Genomic DNA, 25,905 nt, shown 5'->3' on the forward strand with positions numbered 1-25,905 from the left:
AACACATTCCAATGATTTCCCAAAAATTTTATCATATCATACTTTTTACACTGTATAACTTGATAAATAATTTTTAGAAAACAAAAAAGCCAACAAAATTTTTGTTGGCTTTTTCATATTTTAGTAATAACCATACTGTTCTTTTTCTTCTCTTTTATCGTTTAAAACAACACCTAGTAGTTTGCCTGATGCTTTATCTAATATTTGTTTCGCTTTTACGATTTTATCTTTTTCTGTCTTTTCACTTCGTACAACGAGTACGATTCCATCACATTTATTCGCAAGTATTTGTGCATCTGTAACCGCAAGGACAGGTGGTGTGTCGATTAATATAATATCAAACATGTTATATGCTTCTAGCAACGCCTCGTCCATTGCCCGGCTCCCTAATAGTTCTGCTGGGTTTGGCGGGATTGGACCTGCTGCCATTAAGTATACGTTCTCTATATCTGTTTTTTGAATGCATTGCACGAGTTTCGCTTGTCCTGATAATAGGTTCGTTAACCCATTTGAACTATGAATAGCAAATAAGTTTTGTATCGTCGGCTTACGCAAGTCAGCTCCAATTAATAAAACTTTCTTTCCTTGTTGTCCGAAAACAACTGCTAAGTTTGCGATTGTTGTTGTTTTCCCATCACCTGGGTCGGCTGAAGTAACAATAATAGAACGAACATGATTATCTACAGATGTAAACTCAATGTTTGTACGAATGTTACGGTATTGTTCTGTAATACGCGATTTAGGCTCTTTATGTGTAATTAATTGTCGTAATGGTTTTCTTTTCTTTCTCCCGAACATATTCATAATCTCCTTTTGTGAAATGCGACATTTCCCTTTTCTCTCTTTTATGCTCGATTTCATACGTCTAATTAATTTTTTGCTGTTTTCCCCATATTTCATCATAATCAATAACATTCTACTTTGTCTTATTTAAGTATCTTAACAATATGACAATGCCCTTATTTCTTTATTACCTTTATCACTTATCCTGTTTTCTAGATAAATAATAAAGTAAGTATATGGTAATTACCATCTATTTACAAGATATTTTCTGATTAGTTTGTATATTATCGTTTCATCGTTATATAGCAGAAACTAAAAAATCCCCTTGTCTTTTCACAAGGAGATTTTTTAGTACTATCTATTCTTTTTTATCACCAATCGCAAATGTAATTTCTGCCTCACATGCAACTTCACCATCTACTGTTGCGATTGCTTTTCCTTTTCCAATTGGGCCGCGTACGCGTGTCATTTCTACTTCTAGACGAAGCTGATCACCTGGGCGTACTTGTTTTTTGAAACGGCAATTGTCGATACCTGCAAAGAAAGCAAGTCTTCCGCGGTTTTCTTCTTTCTTTAATACTGCAACTGCTCCTACTTGCGCTAATGCTTCTACAATAAGTACACCAGGCATAACTGCATAGTCAGGGAAGTGTCCGTTAAAGAATTCTTCGTTTGCGGATACATTTTTAATCCCAACCGCTCTTTTTCCTTCATCTACTTCTAATATTTTATCAACAAGTAAAAATGGATAGCGGTGAGGAATGATTTCTTTAATTTGTTCTATATTTAGCATGTAACAATCGCCCCTTTTGTAATATTGGTCTTACCACTTGGACATATTGCTATTATCCCATTTTGTTTATTGTTTGTCATTACAAAGTAACATTTTATATTTAGTACAACTTCCTAAAAAAAATGCACACACTCTATTCCATTAAAATAGTTGCACATTTTTGCAACTGACACGGAGGTGGAAAAGAGTGTATGCCAAAATTAGGGAAAGGCAATATGTATTGAAACATTATTTGCCTTAATGTCGTATTCGACTCATTATATTATAAACGTTTTCAATTAAGGAAATATTAAATTTAACCATATATATGAATATTTTACCTGTTTCCTTCATATTTCTCTATTTTCCTTCCATTTTCGCAAAAAAACAAAATAAAAAAATATAAAAACGAAAAAAGAACTAAGGCATTAGCCTTAGTTCTTTCAAATTATCTCAAAGCACGCTTTGGTAATCTGTCGATATTCTCTAACATAATACCTGTACCAACCGCAACGCAGTGCATTGGGTTTTCAGCAATTAATACTGGTACTTTTAGTTCTTCTGCTAGAAGCATGTCGATACCGTGTAGTAAAGCTCCACCGCCTGTTAGAATAACACCGCGGTCGATGATATCTGCAGATAGTTCTGGTGGTGTGCGCTCTAATACGCCTTTTGCAGCTTGTACAATAACAGCTGCATTTTCTTTTAACGCTTCTGTAATTTCTTCAGAGCATACTGTAATTGTACGTGGTAAGCCTGTTACCATGTCACGTCCGCGAATTTCAAGTTCTTCGCTACGTGCACCTGGGAATACTGTACCAACTTTAATTTTAATATCTTCTGAAGTACGTTCTCCGATTAATAGCTTATACTTACGTTTAATATAGTTTAAGATCTCCATATCAAACTTATCGCCAGCCATTTTGATAGAGGAAGAGGTAACAATATCACCCATAGATAGTACAGCGATATCTGTTGTACCTCCACCAATATCAACAACCATGTTACCGCTTGGTTGGAAGATTTCCATACCAGCACCAACTGCGGCTACTTTTGGTTCTTCTTCTAAAAATACTGTTTTACCACCTGAACGTTCAGCAGCTTCACGAATTGCTTTTTGTTCTACTGATGTAATATTTGTTGGACAACAAATTAAAATACGAGGTTTTGAAAAGAAGCTCTTTACGTCCAATTTGTTAATGAAATACTTTAACATTGCTTCTGTAATTTCGAAGTCTGCGATTACACCATCTTTAAGTGGACGAATTGCTACAATATTACCAGGCGTACGTCCCACCATGCTTCTCGCTTCTTCACCTACTGCTAATACTTTACCACTATTACGATCAATCGCCACAACAGATGGCTCATTTAATACAATACCCTTACCTTTAACATGAATTAATACGTTAGCCGTACCTAGGTCAATTCCGATATCTCGCGCAAACATTCCCGTTTTTTCCTCCTCGATATTCAAAATCAGGTTACACCCGAATTCTTTTCACCTAATTTCTGATTTTATCATAAATTTAACAGAAACGTAATATTCGCAAAAAGAATTCTTCTGAAAAATATTACCGAATGTGAACGGAATGTTTGCTACTGTAACATTATTGACGTACAGGCTTCTCTACATCTTCTTTTCTATACTTTTGTTTTGTTGCTTCTCCACCTCTTAAATGACGAATAGACTTATGATAATCAAGAATTTCTTTCACTTCATTTGCGAGCTCTGGATTAATTTCTGGTAGACGTTCTGTTAAATCTTTATGGACTGTACTCTTTGATACCCCAAATTCCTTTGCAATGACACGCACTGTCTTTCTTGTCTCCACGATATACTTACCAATCTTGATAGTTCTCTCTTTGATGTAATCGTGCACACCACTCGCCTCCCTAATTTGGATGTGAGAAGGGTGAAATGAGCCTCGCTGCATACGACTAAGAAGTAAGTGTGAGTGCTGTTTGTAAGCGTTAAACATTCTTGGATTTATAATGAAATGATTCACGATTTCTCACCTCAAACACTCTCTTTGCTTTGGTTTATACCATTGTATTGCCCGCACTACTGATATATGCTACATGTTCACTATTTTTGCGGACTAAGTTAAGAAAAATTACGTTTTTTTGTGAGAAATACGTTAAAACTGACTATTATAGCGAAAAAAATGACACCTTATATATAAGGTGTCATTCTTCTCGTTCCAATTCTTCTTCTAACAATTGATGGTGGGGAACCTCTTTCTTACCGGTAATGTAATAATATAAAGTGAATAAAACAAACAATAAAATAATAGCAGTCGACAGAACAAACAAAAATGACACAGTATCCCCTCCCTTTTGTAATATATATTCGAGAATCTCGTCATTTTTCCTTGTTATTGCAACTTTTTTCTCGAAGTTGAGTATTTTTATATAAAAATAAAAAAATCAGCTCCCCTAGTGGGAACTGATTTTTTCACTTTCTTATTCTTGTGAAGAAGAATCGTTAGATGATTCTGTAGAACCATTTGTTGATTTTTCTTCTTTCTTCGGTTCTTCTTTTTTGTCACTAGTTGAACCGCTTGTTGATTTCTCTTCTTTTTGAGACTTGTCTTCTGTTTTACTTTCAGGTTTCGTGCTCGTTGACTTCTCTTCTTTTTGAGATTTGTCATCAGCTTTTTTACCAGAAGCATTCGTAGCCTTTGCAGCACCTGCATCAGCTTTAATTTCTGTTACTGATTTATTTAAGTAACGTTCAGGGTTCACAGCCACATTGTCTTTACGTACTTCAAAGTGAACGTGAGAGCCTGCCTCTTTATTCATTGCACTTAGACCGGATGTTCCTAATACTTCACCTTGTGCAACTCTTGCACCTTTTTCTACTTTCACACTGCCTAAGCTTTGATAAGATACCGCTACACCATTTCCACTATCAACTGTTACAACATAACCAAGAAGTGAATCTTTTTCAGCTTTCGTTACTGTACCACTTAAAGCAGCAGCAACATTGAATTCTTTTCCATTCTTCGCAGCAATGTCAATTCCTTTGTTCGGGGAATATGTGTTGTTATAAAAGACAAGTGCTTTTTCTTGTTCCGCCTCAGTTGCTGCATCTTCATAGAATTTCTTCTGTACGACTACTTCCGCATTCGCGGCAGCTGGCATTTTCACTACTTCTGAAGATTTTGTTACTGGTACTGCTGGATCTTCCGATTGTGTATACGGTGTTGCTTGATCGTGGTTTGGAGTCTTCTTCGGATTAGCTCCTTGGAACCATAGCGCAACCATTAAGATTACCGCTGCACAAGCAATGTATAGTGCCGGAAACACCCATCTTTTTTGAAATAAATGTACTACCTTTTGCGACTTTTTATTATTTCTTCCTCGCATTCCATCATCACCTCAGCAATCATTTTGAACAATATTCACGTATCCTATACAACGTATAACTAATTACTTTTCGACAAAATCTGTAAAAATATGTATAAGAATTGTAAAATTTCCGAGGAAATGATAGAAAAAAGAAAAAACTGAGCACTTTTGGCTCAGTTTTTAATCTAATTGTTTCTTTTTATATACGATTAAACATACAAAGAGCGATATGATAAGCCAAACTGCAACATTTAATACATGCCCACTAATACTACCAAATCCCGCCCCACCTACTAAACTGTTAAGTGCTTTCACAATATGAGATGTTGGAAGATATCCAATCATCGTCTTAATTACTTTATTTTCAACCATTGGCTCAAACTGTACAGCCAAATACATCGTCATTAATATCGGCATTCCAATTATTGATGTTTGTGGTACAGATGCAGCTAACAATCCAATCATTGTTCCAATCACAATAAATAAAATTGTTCCACATAAGAAAATAAATCCTAGCAATAATAGATTTCCACTGAATTGATCCAAAATAAATAAGTTCACAATACAAATGCCCAATGTCAAACATACTGTTAATATACTTTTTCCAAGTAGAACTTCAACCGAAGATGCCGGTGATAGCATTAATACACGCAATGTATGTTTTTCTTTTTCTTCTGCAATTACCATAGATTGAACAAAGCCTGCGACAAATAGGAAGGCCGTTATAGTAGTAATGCCTAACATTTCCTTTCCCACTCCAAATCTGCTAAACAAAAATGAAAGTATAATTGGTAAAAATGCCATTAACAACACTTGTGAATTTGTCTTAAAATCTTGTACTTCTTTTCTAAAAATAGCTGATACACGTCTCATTGAAAATGTCATTATAATCCCCTCCCAGTAACTTCAATAAAGATATCGCCTAAAGTTGGTTCGTGTGAATGAATGGATAGTAATTCTCCTTTGTTCATCCATTCTGAAATACGTTTTGCACCTAATTCATCTTTTTGTACCGTTTCTTTCTTCTTATCCTTTAACACGACTTGTATTTGATCTTTCGCGTATTGTAAGCGAAGGTTCTCCGGTGTATCAAGTGCTACAATCTCTCCGCCACACAGGAAGGCAATGCGGTTACAAAGCGTTTCTGCTTCGTCCATGTTGTGAGTCGTTAAGAAAATCGTCGTTCCTTCTTTATTTAAGTCTTTTAAGATTTTATGAATATTTTGTACGTTTACTGGATCAAGTGCAGATGTTGGTTCGTCTAAGAAGAGAATATCTGGTTTATGAAGGATTGCTCTTGCTAGTGTGACGCGTTGCTTCATTCCCTTTGATAATTTTTTTACTGGTGTTTTTTTATCATCTAATAAATTCACTTGTGCTAGTACTTCATCGATTCGTTCTTTTTTGCAATCATATAAGTCACAAAATAATAGTAAGTTATCATAAATGCTAAGTCTTTCATATAAGCCGCTGTTATCTGTTAAAATACCAATTCGTTTGTAATCGATGCTACTTGGTCCTGTAATATCTTTCCCTAATACTCTTACCGTTCCAACACTATGAAGCAATTGAGAAGTTAAAATTTTTACTGTTGTCGTCTTACCAGATCCACTCGGTCCAAGGAATCCGAATATCTCTCCTTGCTTCACCTCAATATTTACATTTCGAAGTGCCGTTTTTCCACTGAAACTTTTCATTACATCTTTCATTTCAATTGCCAATGTCATTTCTTCATCCCCTTTGTTTTTCTTCTTTATAGATGAAAGTCGCTTTAGCGCTTTTCGTTCGTTTGTTTCGCTTTTCTTGACTCAATCATATGAAAAACAAAGGGTAGGCGCATTAAAATACCGGTAAAAGGAGTATTTTTACCGGTGAATGAATCGCATGTTGAGCTTATTGGAGCACTTTTATAGTCCAATAACACCTTTTAATTCATCCATTCGTCCTTTTGAAAGCGGGATTGAACTTTTTCTTTCGTCGTCTAAAATTAAGCTAAAACTGTTACGAGTCCAAGTAATCACTTCTCGCACTCTTTGTAAATTCACAAGGTACGAGCGATGACATCTAAAGAAACCAAAACCTGTTAATCTCGCTTCTAGTTCACTTAATGTTAATGCACATACGAAATCGCCTTCACGAACGTGAATATGCGTTACTCCGTTTTGCGTTTCAATGAAATGGATTTCCATCGGATCAAGTAAAATGATTTTATCGTTCACTTTCGCAGGTATTCTTTCTAACTTCATTTGCGGAATCATTTGAATGACTTTTTCTTCACCGACTTCTTCCACTTCCTCTTGTTCAATTTCTACTTTTTTCACACCATCGTTGTTTAATATGTATACATCCTCTGTTAACGAAAGGGCATCCGATAGGAAAGATGACGTAATAAAGATTGCCTTTCCTTGCTCTTTCATTTTCATAATTGCTTTTCGAATAATAATCGTACTCTCTGTATCTACATTTTGCTCTGGCTCTTCCAAAATGACTAAATCTGGATTATGAATCATAATTCGTCCTATATGAAGACGGCGCTTCTCTGAAAATGATAGTTTTTCTATTTTAACGTTTAGTTTATCTAGGAGACCAACATACTGTACGACTTCTTCTATACTTACCTTTGATTCATAAAGTCCTAATAGAAACTTAAAGTATTCCTTCACCTTCAAACGATCATATGCTTCATCTTTCAAAAAACAAAAACCGATGCGAGAATAATTTTTCTTTCCAATTGCTTCCCCTTCAAACAGTACGTTGCCAGTTGAAGCTTCTTCTTCACCAATAATAATGCGGTGTAACACTTTAGCTGTATGATTATTGCATTGCAAAACAATACATTGTCCTTTTTCAACCTTTAGCTCAATTTCCGGTAACTGGTTCGTCTTCCCTAACTGTTTCAACTCTAGTAACGCCATTTCATTTCCCCCAAATGCCTTTTTATCCTATTATATCAAACAGTTAATGGAAAATTATGATATTTTAAACAAAAAAATAGGTGCCAGAGTTCTGACACCTATTTCTTCACCATCAGTTTTCCTTCATAATCATTCATCGTCTTTATTTCAACGCCTTTATAGTAATGAGCGACGATATCTGTATATTTCTTTCCTTCCGCTGCCATGCCGTTCGCCCCGTATTGACTCATACCAACGCCGTGACCGAAGCCTTTCGTTGTAACGATGATTTTATCTCCTTGTTGTTTCCACGTGAAATCAGAAGAACGTAAATCTAACTTTTCACGAACTTCTTTTCCTGTTAATGTTTTTCCTTGAAAAGCTACATCCTTTACGCGCTTTCCTTCCGTAAGGTCTTTAATATTTCCAACCTTCCCGTCTGCTAGCACTTTCACACCGAGACGTTTTTGAAAATCAGCTACTGTAAATGTTTGCTCGCTCGTAAACTTTGGAGAGGCTTGATCCCACGGACTATCTACACTTTTCAAGTACGGATAATCATTTCCCCAATAGTCAGCTGCATTTTCTGTTCGGCCATTACTCGTTGAAAAGAAGGATGCTGAAATTGGTTTTCCATCATACGTTAAAACTTGTCCTGCTGTTTTCGAAACGGCTTCTTCGATTTTCTTCAAATTATTTTCGTAGTTATTGCCCCATTGCTTCTTCAATTCATCTTTGCTTTTGTACACTTGATCTTTCACCGTATCTGTCACGTCCGCATTATTTTTCTTTCCTCCGCTTAGCATACGTTGTACTACAAATGTTCTCGCTGCTAATGCCTGTGCCTTTAGTGCCTCTATTTCAAAACTGGCATTCATCTCAGAAGCTACTACACCTGTCACATACTCCTCCACTGGTAATGTTTCTACCTTCTTCTGTTTTTCGCGATATACAGCGACTTGAACAGCTGTATCTACTTTTCCTGGAGCTGGTATGCTTTCTATCGCTGGAGGAGTTTTAGAGGCCGTTTCTTCCCCTACTTTTGCTTTCGCAAATGGAATAACAAGGGCTGCAGGTACAATGATAACGAGCGCTATTAAGAGCGCTACTGTAATAAAAAGTGGCTTTGAAAATTTCATCCTATTTTCCCCCAATATAAAAGCTTTACTCCATTCATTCTTATGGAACAACTCTTTCTTTTAGAACATACTTAAGGGGAAGAGTATAAAACAGAAATTTTCTAAATATTTTTACTGGTACGTGCATAAGTATAGAATTTATTGACTATAACAGTAATAACCCAAAAAAATAGCCCCTATGTCAAAAGACATAGAGACTATTTCAATTAAGCGTGAAGATCAGAAACTTCTTGTTCTTTCACTTCTTCTACTTTTTCGTTTACACGTTCAATAGTTGCACCTAATGCAGCTAATTTCTTATGGAAGTTTACATAGCCACGGTCAAGATGTTTTAACTCAGTTACACGAGTATAACCTTCTGATACTAAACCAGCTAAGATTAATGCAGCTGCAGCACGTAAGTCAGTTGCTGCTACTTCAGCACCTTGTAAGCTGTTTGGACCGTTCATAATAACAGAACGACCTTCAATTTTAATATCAGCATTCATACGACGGAATTCTTCAACGTGCATAAAGCGGTTTTCGAATACCGTTTCTGTAATCATGCTTGTTCCATCAGCTTGTAGTAATAATGCCATCATTTGTGATTGCATGTCTGTTGGGAAACCTGGGTGAGGCATAGTTTTAATATCAACCGCTTTTAACTTATCTGGGCCGATAACACGTACACCTTCGTTTTCCTCAATAATTTTAACACCCATTTCTTCCATTTTCGCTGTAATTGAGCGTAAATGTTCAGGTACAGCATTTTCAATTAAGATGTCTCCACCAGTAATTGCTGCTGCAACCATGAATGTTCCCGCTTCAATACGGTCAGGAATAATAGAGTGGTTTGCACCATATAATTTATCAACGCCTTCGATACGAATCGTTCCAGTTCCAGCTCCGCGTACTTTTGCTCCCATCGCATTTAAGAAGTTAGCTAAGTCAACGATTTCTGGTTCTTTCGCTGCGTTTTCAAGAATTGTTGTCCCTTTTGCTAATGTAGCTGCAGACATAATGTTTTCTGTCGCGCCTACGCTTGGGAAGTCTAAGTAGATTTTAGCTCCTTTTAGTTCTCCCTCAACATATGCCTCAACAAAACCGTTACCAACCTGTACTTTTGCTCCCATTGCTTCGAAGCCTTTTAAATGTTGGTCAATTGGACGTGAACCAATTGCACATCCACCAGGAAGTGCAATACGAGCACGACCGTTACGTGCTAATAATGGTCCCATTACTTGAACAGATGCACGCATTTTACGTACATATTCAAATGGTGCTTCAATGTTTAGTTCTTTAGAAGAATCGATTGTTACTTGATTATTTTCAAATACGACTTCAGCATTTAAATGACGTAATACCTCATTAATTGTGTATACATCAGACAAAACTGGTACTTCAGATAGTACATTCTTTCCATCACTCGCTAATAGGGCTGCAGCGATTATAGGTAATACAGCATTTTTTGCGCCCTCAACACGCACTGTGCCGTTTAACCGCTTTCCGCCACGGACGATGATCTTTTCCAAATTATTCCCCTCCGTGTCCTTTTTTCAGTATCTATTCACTCAATACTCAGAAGTTATGATCGGTGTGCCAACCACAATTGTATCTTTGTTGTCTGTAGAACGTATTGCTATTTGCACATTTATTTTCTCTCTATTTGTTGAAAGAGCGTCATCCCACTTTTTATTGTATGCGGAGACTGACACAAATGCTCTTTCTTCTACTTGTTCGATCGCTCTTGCTGAAAGATCTTTCAAAACCTGATTGGTTTTATTTTGCAAAACACCTTCAATCTTATCATTCAGTACACCTTGAACACAAGTGTAAATTATAGGTTTTTCACTAAAAATTTTATTCATGTTTTGAACATACTTCGGGTCCCATTTCGCCCCACTTACTTCAAAGATAATGAAAGTGTTTTCTTTAGTATTTTCTTTACTCCAAGTTACTACTACTCGTTCTTCATAAGAAGAAAGCTTTTTATAGGATGTAGCTTTATATCCATCTGGAGATTGCTCTACTTCCCACTTTTGAATATTTGCCTTTTCCTTCACATCGTTTAACAACTTTTGAAACGTATGTATGTTAGAAATTGTTTTTGTTTCTCTCGCTAACCATGACCATTTTTCTACTTTAGCATCATTTTTCTCCAAAGCCTTGATCATGCTCTCCATTTTCTGTTCATCGCTTATCGGTTTCATCTCTCTATATCCAACCAAAAATAAAACAACACTAAGTGCAACAATAAGAATGGCTTTAAGCTTCAATTTCATCCCCTCCTATCCCCATTGTTAACGGAGATTTGAGGTTCTATACACTTACTTTACTAAATACGTTAAACTCTTCGAATAGCCTAAATAATCAAGGAAAAAGTTACTTACAGATGTCCCAATTGCAATTGTAATTAAGATGAGTAATACTCGCGTCTGCAGCACTTTTCCGGACTTCATTAAACGCTCAATGTGAATGCCTTGTAAGGCCCACCACGTAATGGTAATAAACAATAAATGCGAAACAATGGCAATCAGTGCTTGTTGCCCTAAAAGTTGTGCCAAAAAATCGACCCCTTTTTACTCAGCTACTACTTATGAAAGAATATAAAAACGATACCATAATAAGTAGGAGCTACACTTTTTCAAATGCACATAGACATCTTACATTTTACATCGTGATTTTCTTTCCAAAAACGTATATCTACATTACAAGTTAACACAAAATAAAAAGCGCAGAGTACTGACTCCACACCTTTTATTTTCACTATTGTACCACGTTCCCTAAGAAGAAGAAATCTTTCATTAATGGAAAATATTCATAAAAGAAATTGTACCCAATCATCGGCATAATCCCTAGTATTACAATCGAAATTGCACAAAGACTCATAACAACCTTTATATTTAACGGTAACCGTATTCTCTCTTCTGTCTCTCCTGTGCGGAAAAACATTTGTTGTAAAATACGGAAATAATATACGAATGAAACGACTGTCGTACCCATCATAATCGAAGCTAGTACGTAATGTGCTGGCTCTACATGAAGCGCGCCTAAAAAGATATTAATCTTTCCAATGAAGCCAGCCGTTCCTGGTATCCCAGCCAACGATAAAATAAAAATTGTCATCATAATCGCTGCAAATGGCGACCTTTTATATAAACCTGTGAAAATCGTTATATTTTCCTCATCATTTTGTAAGATTAAGCCGTGGATGATAGCAAATGCACCTATATTCATAAGCATGTATGCCAGCATATAAAACCACATGCTATCCATCGTAAATGGTGATAATGCCACAAGTGGAACGAGTAAATACCCTGCATGAGCAATGCCCGAATAAGCAAATAAACGCTTTATATTGTATTGTTTTAACGCGACTACATTCCCAACAATCATCGTAATACTTGCTAGCACCGCAATATATATACTCATATGCCCATATAAAGATTGCATATCTCCTTGTATTAATACACTTGCAAAAACCATAAGGAACAAACGAATAATGAGTAGGAAACCAGCAATTTTAGAAATCGTTCCAAGAAAAGCAGTAACAGGTGTAGCCGCTCCTTCATACACATCAGGTGCCCACATATGAAACGGCACTGTGGCAATTTTAAATGAGAGACCAACTAGCAATAAAAGAAATGCGAGAGCTAACAATAACTGAATACCACTAGCGAGTTCCCCAGTGAGTACCTTTTGCATATCTACAATGTTAGTTGAACCTGTAATACCGTATAAATAACTCATTCCGAAGAGCGTAATCGCCGTTCCAATTCCTCCGCTAATGACGTATTTCATTGCCGCTTCATTTGATGCACGGCTCTTTTTTCGTATTCCTACTAAAATATAGGAAGAAAGTGAAAGTAACTCCAAACCAACGAAAAGGGTAATGAAATCAACACTAGAAGCCATGAACATCGCACCAAGAAGTGCCATTAAAAATAAGTAATAATATTCACCCTTATCTTCAATTGGATTCTTCTTATCATCGCTCATTGCGGTACATAAAATGAGAGCTGAGGCACCTAATAGCAATGTTTTAAACCCTTTTGAAAATCCATCTAACACAAACGATCCGTTTAAAATATCTCCAGCTGGTTCGCTATATAGCGTAATTAATGACACGATTGCTAATACGATAGCAGCAATCGCACCAAGAGCTACATATCTATGATTCAGCTTAAAAAACAAATCACATATGGAAAGAAGGATGGCGGCGCCGAGAATAATAAATTCTGGCACCATTAGATGCCACGATAAGCTAAGTAACGTATTCATATCCATCCTACTTCACCCCCAATGTTTTCAATGTATTTTGAAGCGGATCCCCTAGTAACTCTGGCATAACTCCAATTGCAATAATACAAAAGATAAGTAGTAAAACAGGGACATACTCCCATCCGTGTATATCAGATTTTGCTTCCCACTCTTTCTTTCCAAATGTCACTTGAAGTGTCGCCCTTAATACGTATACAGCGGTTAAAATGATGCCAATCACACCGACTGCAGCAATGACGGGCTCTCCTTGAAATAAACCGAGAAAGGCAAGAAATTCACTAACAAACCCAGACATCCCTGGTAATCCAAGCGATGCCATTCCTCCTGCTAAAAAGAATCCGCTAAGTATCGGTACACTTTTCGCAAGTCCGCCTAGCACCGTAATATCCGAAGTTCCAAATCGTTGTTCTATAACACCCAGTAGGAAGAATAGCAAGGCTGCAATTAAACCATGTGATACAACTTGGAATAGCGCTCCTTGTGTACCAGGTGCATTAAGTGACGCAAGTCCCATTAACACAATTCCCATATGCGAAATACTAGAGTAAGCCAGTACTTTCCTAAAGTCCGTTTGGATGAGCGCTAAAAAGGCACCGTATAATAAATTAATTACGCCTAATATCGCAATTAGCGTTGCAACATCGTGAAAATATTCCGGGAATAGCCCTTTCCCGAAGCGAATAATACCGTATGCTCCAATCTTTAGCAAAACTCCAGCATGAAGCATAACTACAGCTGGATGCGCTTCTATGTGTACATTGACCATCCAGCGGTGCAACGGAAAAACAGGTAGTTTAATTGCAAAGGCAATCATTATGGAAATAAATACACCAAGCTGTAAGCTACTTGGGATGACAAGTTCTCCTTCTGCACTTACGCTTCTTAATATCTCTTTCAGCTCCACAATATTTGTTGTACCTGTTTTCGCGAACAGAATTGAGAAAACAATGAGCAAAATAGCTGAGCCAATACCGTTATATATTAAATAACTATACGCAGCCTTTTCACTCGACAATTTTCCCCACTTTCCAATTAATAAGAACATTGGTGGCAACGTAATTTCAAAGAAGATAAAAAACAACATTAAATTTTGAGCAGCAAAGACGCCGAGCATTCCTATTTCTAGCATAAGTAACAGCATATAAAATGCTTTTAAGTTTCTTTTAATAGAAAAGGCTGCAATTGCTGCAAGCATCGCTAGAAGAGCCGTCAGTACCATCATGACAAGCGACAAACCATCAATACCGAGCTCGTAATAAATAGAAAACCACCTTTTATCCACCGCTGTAAAATCTCCAAACTTAATCCATTTCACCTTTTCATCAAATAGTGACAAATTCTTTCCAGAAGCATATGTACAAGCGAGGACGATAGCGATTCCAAATGGAAGTGCCGTCCCAAATAAGCCAAGCGCCCGCACTGTACGCAATTCCTTTTTCGGTGTTAATACAAGTAATAAAATTCCTAAAAGCGGGGAAAAAATGAAGAACGTTAACAACAAATCATTCATCGTAAATCCCCTCCCGTATAGAGCAAAATAATGACGAGTACAGCGAGCGAAACCACCGTTACAGTACCGTACACTTGTACATTCCCGTTTTGAAGTTTCGATCCAAGATTACTTGTGCCTTTAACTACACTTCCAATTAAAACTGCAATTCCTTCGACTACATACACTTCAAATAAGCGAAGCACATGAGCGATTCCTTTCGTAATAGGGATCACCGTCATGTTGTATAGTTCATCCACATAATATTTTTCTTTCAAAAGATTATAAAGAGATGTTTCCGTACCCCCAGCCCAATCTCTAGAAATTGATTTCTTGCCATATATGAAATATGCAAGAGCGATTCCCGCAAATGAAACGAGTGTCGCAACAATCATAATCCAAACTGGTCCATGCGCTTCTTCAACCTTAAACCCTACATCTTTCGTCAACCAATCTCCGAGAAATGTCCCAAACCATGGTGTATTTATATATCCTGCCACTACCGCAAGAACGCCGAGAACAATCATTGGATACGTCATAACGCGAGGCGATTCATGCACTTCTTCCTTCGTCTTCGTTTCTCCAGTAAAGACAAGAAAGTATAGGCGGAACATATAAAATGCTGTTAAAAACGCCGCAATTACCGCTAAAGTAAATAAAACGTAATTGCCATTCATCCACGTCGCCGCTAAAATTTCATCTTTGCTGAAAAAACCGGAAAGCAGCGGAACACCGCTAATGGCAAGGGTACCTATTAAAAATAGCGTACCAGTTACTTTCATCTTCTTCTGTAAACCGCCCATTTTATTAATGTTTTGCGTATGCACAGCATGAATTACACTTCCTGCCGCCAAAAATAGTAGTGCTTTAAAAAAAGCGTGTGTCGTTAAATGGAATATACCAGCTACATAACCGGCAGAACCTAACGCGAGCATCATATACCCGAGCTGGCTAACTGTAGAATAAGCAAGCACCCTCTTTATATCTGTTTGCACAAGACCGATAGAGGCCGCAAAGATTGCAGTGAAAGCTCCAACGATTGCCACTGTCTGCATCGCCACTGTACTTGCTGAAAATAGAGGAAACATCGTCGCTACTAAATATACGCCAGCTGCGACCATCGTCGCCGCGTGAATAAGTGCCGAAACGGGCGTTGGCCCTTCCATTGCATCTGGCAACCACGTATGAAGCGGGAACTGACCTGATTTTCCCATCGCCCCGATAAAAATTAATATCGCTGTTATTGTAATCATGTAAGGAGGTAGATCCCCTGTATAAATCGCCCTAAATATTGCGTCATATTCAAAACTACCTGCGTACCAAAAAATTAAAATCATCCCGATAAATAAACCAACATCCCCAATACGGGTCATAATAAAAGCCTTTTTTGCAGCAGCCTTCGCTTCTTCTTTAAAGAAATAAAAACCGATAAGTAAAAATGAACCAAGGCCAACTAATTCCCAAAATATATAAAGCTGTAATAAATTCGTTGATATAACAAGCCCTAACATCGCAAATGTAAAGAGTCCTAAATATGCGTAAAAGGTTGGTAATCGTTCATCACCTTTCATATAACCTTTCGAATACACATGTACAAGTAGACTCACAAGCGTCACGATAAATAACATTAAAGCTCCTAATGCAGTCACTTCAAAGCCGAATGATATATCCACATCTCCAGCTCTAAGCCACACCCACTTATGCTTCACGCTTGCTTCTGAAAACCTTTCTATTAACACAAGTACCGCAAGTATAAAGGAGAGAAAGACGAAAAAAATACTAAGTACGCTGCTTCCTTCTCTAATTTTCTTCCCGAATATAATAAGTAACAAAAACGAAACGAGTGGGAAAAGCGGTATGAGCCATGCATAATCGATCATTGTTTCCTTCCCCCTTTTTCGGTCACAATGCTATCCTTTAAGCGTATCCATTTCATCCACCTGAACTGTTGTACGATTACGATATAAAGCAATTAAAATAGCGAGTCCTACCGCCGCTTCCGCTGCCGCTACAGCCATCGTAAACAGTGAGAAAATTTGACCTGTTAAATTCGGAAATAAGCCTAATTTACTAAACGCCACTAAGTTTAAATTGGCAGCATTCAGCATTAATTCGATACAAACTAATACGATTACTGTATTCCGCTTTGTTAAAGCTCCAAATAGACCGATGCAAAACAAAATAATCGCAAGTGTTAAATATGCAGAAGCTGGAACGCTACCCATTGGAATCCTCCTCTTTCTCGTCCTTTTTCGCAAGTATAATTGCGCCAACGAGTGCTACAAGTAAAATAACTGAAGTTAGTTCAAATGGGATAATATATTTTGAATAGAGAAGCGTACCGATTTGAAGTGTGTTGTTTTCATGGAGAGGTAAACTTCCTTGTGTGCTTTCATTTGCAAAATCAACATTATTAACAGCGAAATACATAACCGCTCCAAATGCTACAACTGCAAAGAAGATAATCCATTTTCGAAGAGTAAGACGCGATTCATTTTCCGCGTTATGTTTCGTTAACATAATGCCGAAAATCATAATAATTGTGATTGCACCAGAATAAAGTAAAATTTGTGCAACGCCTATAAATTCGGCTGATAAAAGAAAATACAAACCTGCAATGCTGAGAAATGTCAGAACGAGAGCTAACATCATGTGCATAACTTTCGTTAAGTTCAACATAAGAACACCGCCGATAATTGCAAACAAGGATAGTATAAAGAATGCTACAAACTCGCCATTCATGCCTTATTCTCCTTCCTGACGTTTTCGTCGTTTTCGTCAAGCCACTGCAAATTTTTAAATAAGTCATCACGTGAATATTCCGCGAGTTCAAAGTTATTTGTCATGACAATTGCCTCTGTCGGACAAACTTCTGTACATAAATCACAAAGAATACAAATTTCAAAATTAATATCATACGTGTCGATAATTTTTCCTTTTTTCGTAGGATCCGGATGTTTCTTTCCTGTTAACTGAATACAGTCTGTTGGACAAATGTTAGAGCACTGATTACAAACAATACATTTCTCCGGATAAAATTTTTGAATTCCACGAAAACGGTCTGGCAACGGCAACGGTTGATTTGGATAATCATACGTTACCTTCTTCTTGCTCAAATTACTTAATGTATATTTTAATCCTTTAAATAGTCCTTTCATCTCTTACTGGCACCCCCCTCATAGATTAGAAGAATAACTCCTTAATCAATGCCGTTAAGAAAATATTTGCAAGTGCAATCGGCAATAATACTTTCCAACCAAACTCCATTAACTGGTCACCTCTTATACGCGGGAACGTAACGCGGAACCAAATTAATAGAAAGACTACACTGCTAAATTTCAAAGCAAACCATACGGCACCTGGGATAAATCCAAGAAACATGACTGGATTCCATCCGCCTAAAAAGAGCACTGTAATTAACGATGCCATCCCGAAGAAGTATACGTACTCTGAAAGCATGAAAAACGCCCAGCGAAAACCTGAGTATTCCGTATGATATCCAGAAACAAGTTCTGACTCCGCTTCTGGCAAATCGAATGGCGTTCTATTTAACTCTGCAACTGCTGCGATTAAGAAAACGACGAAGCCAATTGGCTGTAGGAAAATGTACCAAACCTTCTCCTGCGCCGCTACAATCTCATTTAAATTCAGGCTACCAGCTAGCAAAACGATACCAATTACACTCATTACGAGCGGAATCTCATAAGAAATCATTTGCGCCGCCGCACGCATCCCTCCTAAAAGGGAATATTTATTATTCGATGCCCATCCCCCAGTTACAACACCTATCGTCGTAATACCGGAAACAGCGATATAATAAAGTAACCCGACTCCAATATCTGCAAATTGAAATTTATCAGTGAACGGGATAACTGCAAGCACCATAAATGCTGGTGCAAATGCAATGACAGGTGCTAATATAAACAGCGGTTTATCTGCTGCTTTCGGAATACTATCTTCTTTCAATAATAGTTTTAAAACATCAGCTACCGTTTGCAGTAAACCAAATCGGCCTCCAACCTGGTTTGGGCCAATCCGCCCTTGCATAAACCCCATCACTTTCCGTTCTGCCAAGATTCCATATGTAACGAAGCCAAGGACTGCAAATAGTAGAAGTACCGCTAATCCGAAAAAAATGAAGAAATTCGTCCAGCTTGAAGGTGATTGTAAGAGCGTCTCAATCATTAGCCATCAACCTCCCCAAGTACAATATCAACTCCACCTAAAATCGTAATTAAATTAGCGATGTTTTCACCTTTCAATAACTTTGGTAAAATTTGCAAGTTATAAAAAGATGGCCTACGAAACTTCAAACGGTACGGCTCTTTCTTTCCGTCACTAGCGATATAACACCCAATCTCTCCGCGCGGCGATTCGATACGTACAAATGCTTCTCCCTTAGGTGCCTTAATAATTTTTGGTACTTTTGCCAGCACAGCTCCATCTTTCGGGAACTGCTGAACCGCTTGCTCAACAATCTTTAAAGACTCCTCGATTTCTTGCATTCGGCAAACGTAGCGATCCCAAGCATCTCCCACGCTTCCAACAGGAATATCAAAATCAAAACGATCATAAATCGAATACGGCTCATCTTTGCGAAGATCCCAGTTTACTCCAGTGCACCGCAAATTTGCTCCGCTTAAAGAATACGAAATCGCTTCTTCCGCGCTATATATACCAACGCCTTTCACACGATTTAAGAAAATCTCATTACCGCTAACAAGATCATGATAACCTGCCAGTTGCTCCCTCATATACGGAACAAACTCTTCCACCTTTTCAATCCAACCATCTGGCGCATCCCACTTCACACCACCAACTCTCATATAGTTAAAAGTAAGCCGTGCCCCGCATAATTCATTTAATAAATTTATAATCATCTCTCGTTCACGAAACGCGTACAAAAACGGGCTAACCGCTCCTATATCAAGAAGATTCGTCCCCCACCAAACGAGATGGCTCGCAATTCTTCCTAGCTCCATCGCAAGTACTCGCAAGTATTCGGCACGCTCTGGAATTTCAAGCCCCATCATCGTCTCTACAGCATGGCAAATGACGTAATTATTCGTCATAGCTGATAAATAGTCCATTCGATCTGTATAAGGGATAATTTGCGTATACTGTAAGCTCTCAGCGATCTTTTCCGTCCCGCGATGTAAATACCCAATAACAGGTGTAGCTTCTTTAATAATTTCCCCGTCAATCTTAATTACGAGCCTGAACACACCATGTGTACTCGGATGCTGAGGTCCTACATTCAAAAGCATCTCTTCCGTGCGGATCATAGCTACACCTCCACATCATACGGTTCATAGTCTTTTCTAAGCGGATATCCTACCCAATCCTCTGGCATTAAAATACGTGTTAAATTCGGATGCCCTTTAAATATAATGCCGAGCAAATCGTATGCTTCTCGCTCCGGCCAGTCAGCCCCTTTCCAAAGCGCTGTCACAGATTCGACTTGCGGCGTTTCCCGGTCTAGCTTTACCTTCACCGCTACCGATTGTTTCTTACTATATGAAAACAAATGAACATACACTTCCATATGTGTCACAAAATCCGTCGCATGTAGCTCTGACATATAATCAAAAGCAAGTCCCTCATGGAATCGCAGTGACTCCATCACTTCATAATATTTTTCGGGATCCACCACAAGAGTCGGCACATCCTTTGACAGTTTATTAATGTAGGAATCTACTAATGCACCCTCTCCTAACTTCTCCCTAATAGCCTCAACATACTGATTTAAATACGGCTGATTTACGGACAGTTCTTCCTGCTTCGGCTCATCCTCTTTCTTACCTTCAGCCCCCTTTGTCTTCGCTCTTGCAGCCGCTGCTGCTTTCGCTTTTGCCGCTGCAATTGCCTTTGCCTTTTCATCTCCCGAATCCCCATCACCTTGCGAGGCTTTCTGCTTCGCCAATGCTGCCGCTTTTGCCTTGGCCGCTGCCACCGCCTTCGCCTTGGCTTTCGCTTTTTCTTCTTCCGTTACTTCTTCGGTTCCTTCTCTTTTCTGCTTCGCCAATGCTGCCGCTTTTGCTTTTGCAGCTGCTGCCGTCTTCGCCTTGGCTTTCGCTTTTTCTTCTTCCGTTACTTCCTCGGTTCCTTCTCTTTTCTGCTTCGCTAATGCTGCCGCTTTTGCCTTGGCCGCTGCCTTCGCCTTGGCTTTCGCTTTTTCTTCTTCCGTCACTTCTTCGGTTCCTTCTCTTTTCTGCTTCGCTAACGCCGCCGCTTTTGCTTTTGCAGCCGCTGCTGCCTTCGCCTTGACTTTCACTTTTTCTTCTTCCGTCACTTCTTCAGTTCCTTCTCTTTTCTGCTTCGCTAACGCTGCCGCTTTTGCTTTTGCAGCCGCTGCTGCCTTCGCCTTGGCTTTTGCTTTTTCTTCTTCCGTTACTTCTTCGGTTCCTTCTCTTTTCTGCTTCGCTAACGCCGTCACTTTTGCTTTTGCAGCCGCTGCTGCACGTCGTTTTGCTTCTTCTATAGTAATATCATCGTTTTTTGGTAGCGCTTTCTCTTTTTCTTGATCTTCTTCCTCAAGCTCACTTATTTCCGCCTCGTGTTTCGCTACAAGGCGTTTTCTCGCTTCTTCTTTTGCACGCCTAGCTGCTTCTTTTTTCAGCTCCTCTAAATCTTTATTTGGATTGCTCATTTATTCGTCACCTGCTTCCCGGTCTTTGCTTCGTAACGAATTTTTTCTTTTAATTTATTGATTCCATAAATTAAAGCAGCTGGATTTGGGGGACAACCAGGAATATACACATCAACTGGTACAATTTGGTCTACACCTTTCACAACAGCATATGAATTTACATACGGACCACCTGCTGTCGCACAAGATCCCATCGCAATAACCCATTTCGGTTCGGGCATTTGATCATATAAGCGCCGAACAATAGGAGCCATCTTCTTCGTTACCGTTCCCGATACAATCATGACGTCCGATTGCCTTGGTGAAGTCCGAAAAAATGACCCAAATCGATCTAAATCATAATGTGATGAACCTACTCCCATCATTTCAATTGCACAGCACGCCAGTCCGAATGTCATCGGCCATAAAGAATTGCTCCTCGCCCATCCTTTCAACTGTTCCAATGTAGAAAAAAAGATATTTCGTTCTAATTCTGCTCGCTCATTTGGATGTAATTCCTCAAAATTTATAACCATTGTAACACCTTCTTTTTCCAAGCATACGCTAATCCAACTAGCAACATTACAACAAAGATGAGCATTTCAATTAATGCAAATAAACCTAGCTTGTCATACGCAACAGCCCAAGGATATAAAAATAAAGTTTCTACATCAAAGATCACAAACAATAAAGCGAAAATATAATAACGAGCATGAAACCGAATATTTGCATCATGAAAAGGCTCAATTCCACTCTCATACGTCGTCGCCTTTGCTGCACTTGGTTTATTTGGGCGCAGCATCCTTCCTAATGTAAGAGCCACTACCGGCAGCAATATACCTAATAGCAAGAAAATCAAAACGATCATATAACTATTTTCATATACACTTGCCATTGTGAAACCCTCCCCCCTAAATTAAGAACAAGTTCACATAGTAAACAATATGTCCTAGTTGCAGTAATTATTATTTTTAAATTTTTCTAAATAATGCAACTATTCTAATCATTATAGCAAACTTCAAATTCCTATGTCGATATGTTGGGAGGCAGAAACAAGAATTATTAAAATCTATCTTTACAACTTGCTATAATTGTGCAAAATAAATATAAAACTTATATATGCTTTTCAAGAAACCGTAGGTGATATAAATGAAAAAACAAACACATGTAAGTATTCTTATAAGCATTGTATTGCTGTCTATAACGCTTCACTATGTAGCGATGCCTTTTCTATATGAATACTCATTTTCTTTTCAGCTATTAATCGGAATGAGTACCCTATTAATTGATATTATCGCTTGTAGTTATATACTTTATTTTTCAAACATGAAAGAAGGGCTATCTCGTTTATTTTGGATCATATTATCTGTTGGAGCTCTCTCTTATTTTATCGGTGATATAGTCGTTGCCTATCAGCGTTTAATTGTAAAGGACTTCTATACGTTCGTTGATCCATCTGACTTTTTTTACTTACTTTTTTTAGTTAGCTTTACGTTTGCCTTTCTATACGAAATCATTTATAACCGAGATTTATTAGAAAAACTTTTTATGCTATGTGATATTTGTATTATCGTTACAGCCCAATTTACTTTAAGTTACTACTTACTTATTGAACGAACTATTCATATTTTTACAACATCCTATATCGACATATTTGTTCAACTTACCTATCCAATGGCTGATTTACTCTTTCTCTTAATAGGAATCAACCTTTTATTCAAACCACTATCCTTATTACCTAAAAAGGTCGGTGCACTTCTTGGCAGTGCTTTAATTTTATATGCTACTACAGATGCGATTTATGCGTATATAAAATACTTCATACCAGAGTATTCTATGTTTACAGTTACTCCTTTCTATCAAGTAACCTTAGTACTAGTAGCAATCGCCTGTATTCTCCATACAAAAAAGCCTGAAAAACAAGAACAAGTACTACTAACACCTAAAATTGGTGAATCAATCCGATTATCATTACCGTATATTTCGGTAGTAATGCTTATTGTTTTCATATTAGTTGAATACGTTTTTGCGCCTATTATAGTAATCGGACTTATAATAACTTTCTCTTTCGTTCTCATACGTCATAGTTTAGTTCGAAAACAAAATAAAATCTTATTGCTAGCTCAAATGCAATTCAACTCAGAACTCGAGAAACAAATTAAACTACGTACAGAAGATTTAGTAGAACAGAAAAATGAACTCTATCATAATCAACAAATGTTTAAATCTTTATACGAGCATCATCCAGATCCAATCTTCACATTAGATTTGTACGGTAATTTTCTCAAAGTAAATAACGCTGGTACTACTTTACTCGGTTATCAAACGAATGAATTATTAAACCAGCCTTACTATTCACTCATATACGAAGAAGATTTAGAAGAAATGATTAACGCCTTTCATCGCGTGAAAAAGGGGTATTCTATCTCTTTAGAAATACGGGCGTACCATAAAAACAGAGATATTTACTACTTGCACGTTACCGCCGTACCGATCTTTTTAAAGGAGAAAATTTCTGGGGTTTATTTAATGATTAAAGATATTACGGAAAGCAAGCAACAACAAGAACAAATTAATTTCCTAGCATACCATGACACTTTAACAGAGCTTGCAAATCGACGTGCATTTCATCAACATTTAGAACAGGCAATTGCGCGAACAAAAATATCGAAAAAGCCTTTTGCTGTTATGTTTCTCGACCTAGACCGTTTTAAAGTTATTAATGATACCCTCGGTCATCGAGTAGGAGACCTATTGCTCATCGCAGTAGCAAAAAGGCTCGAAAGAATAGCAACATCAAATATGAAACTCGCGCGGCTAGCTGGGGATGAGTTCACAATCCTTATCGAGAATTACAAAAAAAAGCCAGACGTCCAAAAAATAGCTGATAGGATTGTAGCGGCCATGAATGAGCCATTTGAAATCGAAAATCAACATTTACAAATCTCACCGAGCATCGGAATTGCAATATATCCTGAAGCAGGTGAAGATGCGCTATCCATTTTGCAGCATGCTGATATGGCCATGTACGAAGCAAAGAATAAAGGAAAAAACGGTAGCTCTCTTTACACGAAAGAACTATATAAAAAAATGGAACGAAAAGCTCGAATTGAAAAAGATTTGCCAATCGCTTTAGTAAACAAAGAATTTTATCTCGTTTATCAACCACAAATTGATACGACAACAAATAAAATTATCGGTGCTGAAGCTTTAATACGTTGGAAACACCCACTATTAGGTGACATTTCACCATGTGAGTTTATTCCAATTGTAGAAGAGACGCCACAAGTAGTCCCACTTGGACATTGGGTATTACAAGAAGCTTGTCTCCAATTAAAAATATGGCATACCTTTGGCTACCAAAATTTAAAAATAAGTGTTAATTTATCCGCAAAAGAATTCCGGCAAGATCAATTAATCGAAAACATTTCACAAATATTAAACGACGTGCAAGTCGATCCAAAATATGTAACACTTGAGTTAACAGAAAGAATTGCAATGATTGACGAGAAAGAAACGTTATTGAGACTGAAGCAATTAAAAGAATACGGTATCCAAACTTCCATTGATGACTTCGGTACTGGGTATTCTTCTCTTGCTTATTTATCAATTTTTCCAATCGACACATTAAAAGTACCGAGAGAATTTACACAATTAGCTGATCATCGTCCTGAAGAACGAGCCATCGTTTCTACAATACTTTCCCTCGCAAATACTTTAAATCTTTCAGTCGTTGCCGAAGGAATTGAAACCGAAAAACAGCTTAAGTTTCTGCAAAAACATAACTGTAAATATATGCAAGGTTACTATTTCAGTAAACCACTTACTAGTAATCAGTTTATAAAATTTCTACAAAAAACCCCCAGTATGAACAAATAATTCATACTGGGGATTTTATAATGCTAAATATTTTTCTCATAATATTCTTCTGCGATCTCTTCGTAAAAAGCTGCAGATGTCGTATAGAAATATGGAATTAACCACAGGAATCCAATTCCTAATGTAATACAACTTAATATAAACCAGCCAATAAAACTTAAACATAAAATGAAATACTCCATCTTATGTCCATCCATCATACGACGACTTTCTGTAATAGCTTGGTTCAGTGAATACTCAGGATGATCGTTTATAATAAAGTATGTCATCGCATAAGAAAAAGATTTAATAATACCTGGAATAATGAACAATAACGTCCATAAGAAAAGATAAAGATTTACTAATAAATATAATAAAAATGATTTTAGAAATCTCTTTCCCTCTGAAAACCAAATGAATATATTACCAATACTAGCTTGCTTTTCACGAAGGATATTTAAACCAAGGTAATATCCACCTAAAGTTAACGGTCCAGTAACAAAAAATGTAAGAATATTCGTTGAAAGTGAACCATTTGTTTTTTGCCAACCGAAAATTAAAGAAAATCCCCAATCAACACTAAAACTAAAAGCCGTGATAAGAATTGAAATGAGTAGTGTAGCTCCAACAGCTAATCCCCATTTCCCTTCTAATGAATCTAGTGCTTCTCCTTTTAAATCACTAATCATGCGTAGCCTCGCCTCCTATACACAATAATTCTATTAGTA

At 37.5% G+C, this 25,905-nt stretch carries 26 protein-coding genes; 1 reads left to right on the forward strand and 25 read right to left on the reverse strand.

Annotated elements, in window-relative coordinates:
- Nucleotides 1-120: 120 nt before the first annotated feature.
- From ACQGSG_RS10940 to nuoA, 24 genes are all read right to left on the reverse strand, one after another.
- On the reverse strand, nt 121-798 hold the full coding sequence (locus ACQGSG_RS10940; RefSeq protein ID WP_048655555.1) for a CpsD/CapB family tyrosine-protein kinase: 678 nt from the start codon (nt 796-798) through the stop codon (nt 121-123).
- Nucleotides 799-1,141: 343 nt separating this feature from the next.
- A complete protein-coding gene (gene fabZ, locus ACQGSG_RS10945) occupies nt 1,142-1,576 on the reverse strand; it encodes a 3-hydroxyacyl-ACP dehydratase FabZ (RefSeq protein ID WP_000931959.1) in 435 nt (144 codons plus the stop codon).
- 427 nt (nt 1,577-2,003) lie between these two features.
- Entirely contained in the window at nt 2,004-3,005 is a 1,002-nt protein-coding gene (locus ACQGSG_RS10950) for a rod shape-determining protein (protein ID WP_000457978.1), read from the reverse strand.
- Between the two features lie 160 nt (nt 3,006-3,165).
- Nucleotides 3,166-3,438 (reverse strand): sporulation transcriptional regulator SpoIIID, encoded by a 273-nt coding sequence (spoIIID, locus tag ACQGSG_RS10955; protein ID WP_000544012.1) that lies wholly within the window; start codon nt 3,436-3,438, stop codon nt 3,166-3,168.
- A gap of 307 nt (nt 3,439-3,745) precedes the next feature.
- The gene (locus ACQGSG_RS10960; protein ID WP_097995108.1) at nt 3,746-3,880 is read right to left on the reverse strand and encodes an ABC transporter ATP-binding protein; all 135 of its coding nucleotides are present in this window, start codon (nt 3,878-3,880) and stop codon (nt 3,746-3,748) included.
- 141 nt (nt 3,881-4,021) lie between these two features.
- A complete protein-coding gene (locus ACQGSG_RS10965; RefSeq protein WP_001214926.1) occupies nt 4,022-4,927 on the reverse strand; it encodes a M23 family metallopeptidase in 906 nt (301 codons plus the stop codon).
- 162 nt (nt 4,928-5,089) lie between these two features.
- Nucleotides 5,090-5,794, reverse strand: a complete 705-nt coding sequence (locus ACQGSG_RS10970; RefSeq protein WP_000144447.1) for an ABC transporter permease — start codon at nt 5,792-5,794, stop codon at nt 5,090-5,092.
- Nucleotides 5,794-6,636, reverse strand: coding sequence for an ABC transporter ATP-binding protein (locus tag ACQGSG_RS10975; RefSeq protein WP_000170864.1), 843 nt, complete (start codon nt 6,634-6,636; stop codon nt 5,794-5,796). The genes ACQGSG_RS10970 and ACQGSG_RS10975 overlap by 1 nt, the downstream gene beginning before the upstream one ends.
- A gap of 180 nt (nt 6,637-6,816) precedes the next feature.
- Nucleotides 6,817-7,824: a LytTR family transcriptional regulator DNA-binding domain-containing protein gene (locus ACQGSG_RS10980; protein WP_098295358.1), complete on the reverse strand. Its 1,008-nt coding sequence runs from the start codon at nt 7,822-7,824 to the stop codon at nt 6,817-6,819.
- A 98-nt stretch (nt 7,825-7,922) separates the two neighbouring features.
- Entirely contained in the window at nt 7,923-8,942 is a 1,020-nt protein-coding gene (spoIID, locus tag ACQGSG_RS10985) for a stage II sporulation protein D (RefSeq protein WP_000672663.1), read from the reverse strand.
- Nucleotides 8,943-9,148: 206 nt separating this feature from the next.
- Nucleotides 9,149-10,453, reverse strand: coding sequence for a UDP-N-acetylglucosamine 1-carboxyvinyltransferase (gene murA / locus ACQGSG_RS10990; RefSeq protein WP_000411274.1), 1,305 nt, complete (start codon nt 10,451-10,453; stop codon nt 9,149-9,151).
- 39 nt (nt 10,454-10,492) lie between these two features.
- Nucleotides 10,493-11,197, reverse strand: a complete 705-nt coding sequence (locus ACQGSG_RS10995; RefSeq protein WP_000767916.1) for a YwmB family TATA-box binding protein — start codon at nt 11,195-11,197, stop codon at nt 10,493-10,495.
- A gap of 51 nt (nt 11,198-11,248) precedes the next feature.
- Nucleotides 11,249-11,485 carry a DUF1146 family protein gene (locus ACQGSG_RS11000; RefSeq protein WP_000057889.1) on the reverse strand — a complete coding sequence of 79 codons (237 nt, stop codon included), beginning with the start codon at nt 11,483-11,485 and terminating at the stop codon, nt 11,249-11,251.
- Nucleotides 11,486-11,687: 202 nt separating this feature from the next.
- On the reverse strand, nt 11,688-13,202 hold the full coding sequence (gene nuoN / locus ACQGSG_RS11005) for an NADH-quinone oxidoreductase subunit NuoN (protein WP_033668383.1): 1,515 nt from the start codon (nt 13,200-13,202) through the stop codon (nt 11,688-11,690).
- Between the two features lie 7 nt (nt 13,203-13,209).
- Complete coding sequence (locus ACQGSG_RS11010; protein WP_098290722.1) at nt 13,210-14,712, reverse strand: NADH-quinone oxidoreductase subunit M; 1,503 nt, start codon at nt 14,710-14,712, stop codon at nt 13,210-13,212.
- Nucleotides 14,709-16,571, reverse strand: a complete 1,863-nt coding sequence (nuoL, locus tag ACQGSG_RS11015; RefSeq protein ID WP_325842427.1) for an NADH-quinone oxidoreductase subunit L — start codon at nt 16,569-16,571, stop codon at nt 14,709-14,711. Before nuoL ends, ACQGSG_RS11010 begins: the two co-directional genes overlap by 4 nt.
- A gap of 30 nt (nt 16,572-16,601) precedes the next feature.
- The gene (gene nuoK / locus ACQGSG_RS11020) at nt 16,602-16,916 is read right to left on the reverse strand and encodes an NADH-quinone oxidoreductase subunit NuoK (RefSeq protein WP_325842426.1); all 315 of its coding nucleotides are present in this window, start codon (nt 16,914-16,916) and stop codon (nt 16,602-16,604) included.
- On the reverse strand, nt 16,909-17,433 hold the full coding sequence (locus ACQGSG_RS11025; RefSeq protein WP_325842424.1) for an NADH-quinone oxidoreductase subunit J: 525 nt from the start codon (nt 17,431-17,433) through the stop codon (nt 16,909-16,911). The genes nuoK and ACQGSG_RS11025 overlap by 8 nt, the downstream gene beginning before the upstream one ends.
- Complete coding sequence (nuoI, locus tag ACQGSG_RS11030; protein WP_000677191.1) at nt 17,430-17,849, reverse strand: NADH-quinone oxidoreductase subunit NuoI; 420 nt, start codon at nt 17,847-17,849, stop codon at nt 17,430-17,432. The genes ACQGSG_RS11025 and nuoI overlap by 4 nt, the downstream gene beginning before the upstream one ends.
- A 25-nt stretch (nt 17,850-17,874) precedes the next feature.
- Nucleotides 17,875-18,876 (reverse strand): NADH-quinone oxidoreductase subunit NuoH, encoded by a 1,002-nt coding sequence (gene nuoH / locus ACQGSG_RS11035; protein ID WP_098295359.1) that lies wholly within the window; start codon nt 18,874-18,876, stop codon nt 17,875-17,877.
- Nucleotides 18,876-19,976 (reverse strand): NADH-quinone oxidoreductase subunit NuoD, encoded by a 1,101-nt coding sequence (gene nuoD / locus ACQGSG_RS11040; protein ID WP_000621434.1) that lies wholly within the window; start codon nt 19,974-19,976, stop codon nt 18,876-18,878. Before nuoD ends, nuoH begins: the two co-directional genes overlap by 1 nt.
- Nucleotides 19,977-19,978: 2 nt before the next feature.
- Entirely contained in the window at nt 19,979-21,340 is a 1,362-nt protein-coding gene (locus ACQGSG_RS11045) for an NADH-quinone oxidoreductase subunit C (RefSeq protein ID WP_325842422.1), read from the reverse strand.
- Nucleotides 21,337-21,855, reverse strand: coding sequence for an NADH-quinone oxidoreductase subunit NuoB (nuoB, locus tag ACQGSG_RS11050; RefSeq protein ID WP_000236331.1), 519 nt, complete (start codon nt 21,853-21,855; stop codon nt 21,337-21,339). Before nuoB ends, ACQGSG_RS11045 begins: the two co-directional genes overlap by 4 nt.
- The gene (gene nuoA / locus ACQGSG_RS11055; RefSeq protein WP_000179273.1) at nt 21,846-22,214 is read right to left on the reverse strand and encodes an NADH-quinone oxidoreductase subunit NuoA; all 369 of its coding nucleotides are present in this window, start codon (nt 22,212-22,214) and stop codon (nt 21,846-21,848) included. The genes nuoB and nuoA overlap by 10 nt, the downstream gene beginning before the upstream one ends.
- A gap of 254 nt (nt 22,215-22,468) precedes the next feature.
- On the opposite strand from nuoA, the gene ACQGSG_RS11060 reads away from it, so the two are divergent.
- Nucleotides 22,469-25,198, forward strand: coding sequence for an EAL domain-containing protein (locus ACQGSG_RS11060; protein WP_325842421.1), 2,730 nt, complete (start codon nt 22,469-22,471; stop codon nt 25,196-25,198).
- A gap of 23 nt (nt 25,199-25,221) precedes the next feature.
- Here ACQGSG_RS11060 and ACQGSG_RS11065 read toward each other — a convergent pair whose 3' ends face one another.
- Nucleotides 25,222-25,866, reverse strand: a complete 645-nt coding sequence (locus ACQGSG_RS11065; protein ID WP_000622463.1) for a DUF975 family protein — start codon at nt 25,864-25,866, stop codon at nt 25,222-25,224.
- Between the last annotated feature and the right edge of the window lie 39 nt (nt 25,867-25,905).

The organism is Bacillus sp. GMa5/1 (genome assembly GCF_050172015.1).
Lineage (GTDB): Bacteria > Bacillota > Bacilli > Bacillales > Bacillaceae_G > Bacillus_A > Bacillus_A cereus.

Bases quoted from the DNA above. Each gene is read 5' to 3' on its own strand.
- nuoA (WP_000179273.1), bottom strand. From the start codon at position 22,214: ATGGCAAGTGTATATGAAAATAGTTATATGATCGTTTTGATTTTCTTG.
- ACQGSG_RS10950 (WP_000457978.1), bottom strand. From the start codon at position 3,005: ATGTTTGCGCGAGATATCGGAATTGACCTAGGTACGGCTAACGTATTA.
- ACQGSG_RS11010 (WP_098290722.1), bottom strand. From the start codon at position 14,712: ATGAATGATTTGTTGTTAACGTTCTTCATTTTTTCCCCGCTTTTAGGA.
- ACQGSG_RS11060 (WP_325842421.1), top strand. From the start codon at position 22,469: ATGAAAAAACAAACACATGTAAGTATTCTTATAAGCATTGTATTGCTG.
- nuoB (WP_000236331.1), bottom strand. From the start codon at position 21,855: ATGGTTATAAATTTTGAGGAATTACATCCAAATGAGCGAGCAGAATTA.
- ACQGSG_RS10970 (WP_000144447.1), bottom strand. From the start codon at position 5,794: ATGACATTTTCAATGAGACGTGTATCAGCTATTTTTAGAAAAGAAGTA.
- ACQGSG_RS10980 (WP_098295358.1), bottom strand. From the start codon at position 7,824: ATGGCGTTACTAGAGTTGAAACAGTTAGGGAAGACGAACCAGTTACCG.
- fabZ (WP_000931959.1), bottom strand. From the start codon at position 1,576: ATGCTAAATATAGAACAAATTAAAGAAATCATTCCTCACCGCTATCCA.
- nuoI (WP_000677191.1), bottom strand. From the start codon at position 17,849: ATGAAAGGACTATTTAAAGGATTAAAATATACATTAAGTAATTTGAGC.
- nuoN (WP_033668383.1), bottom strand. From the start codon at position 13,202: ATGAATACGTTACTTAGCTTATCGTGGCATCTAATGGTGCCAGAATTT.
- ACQGSG_RS11065 (WP_000622463.1), bottom strand. From the start codon at position 25,866: ATGATTAGTGATTTAAAAGGAGAAGCACTAGATTCATTAGAAGGGAAA.
- nuoK (WP_325842426.1), bottom strand. From the start codon at position 16,916: ATGGGTAGCGTTCCAGCTTCTGCATATTTAACACTTGCGATTATTTTG.
- nuoD (WP_000621434.1), bottom strand. From the start codon at position 19,976: ATGATCCGCACGGAAGAGATGCTTTTGAATGTAGGACCTCAGCATCCG.
- spoIID (WP_000672663.1), bottom strand. From the start codon at position 8,942: ATGAAATTTTCAAAGCCACTTTTTATTACAGTAGCGCTCTTAATAGCG.
- ACQGSG_RS10975 (WP_000170864.1), bottom strand. From the start codon at position 6,636: ATGACATTGGCAATTGAAATGAAAGATGTAATGAAAAGTTTCAGTGGA.
- ACQGSG_RS11045 (WP_325842422.1), bottom strand. From the start codon at position 21,340: ATGAGCAATCCAAATAAAGATTTAGAGGAGCTGAAAAAAGAAGCAGCT.
- nuoH (WP_098295359.1), bottom strand. From the start codon at position 18,876: ATGATTGAGACGCTCTTACAATCACCTTCAAGCTGGACGAATTTCTTC.
- ACQGSG_RS10940 (WP_048655555.1), bottom strand. From the start codon at position 798: ATGTTCGGGAGAAAGAAAAGAAAACCATTACGACAATTAATTACACAT.
- nuoL (WP_325842427.1), bottom strand. From the start codon at position 16,571: ATGATCGATTATGCATGGCTCATACCGCTTTTCCCACTCGTTTCGTTT.
- ACQGSG_RS11025 (WP_325842424.1), bottom strand. From the start codon at position 17,433: ATGAATGGCGAGTTTGTAGCATTCTTTATACTATCCTTGTTTGCAATT.
- ACQGSG_RS10965 (WP_001214926.1), bottom strand. From the start codon at position 4,927: ATGCGAGGAAGAAATAATAAAAAGTCGCAAAAGGTAGTACATTTATTT.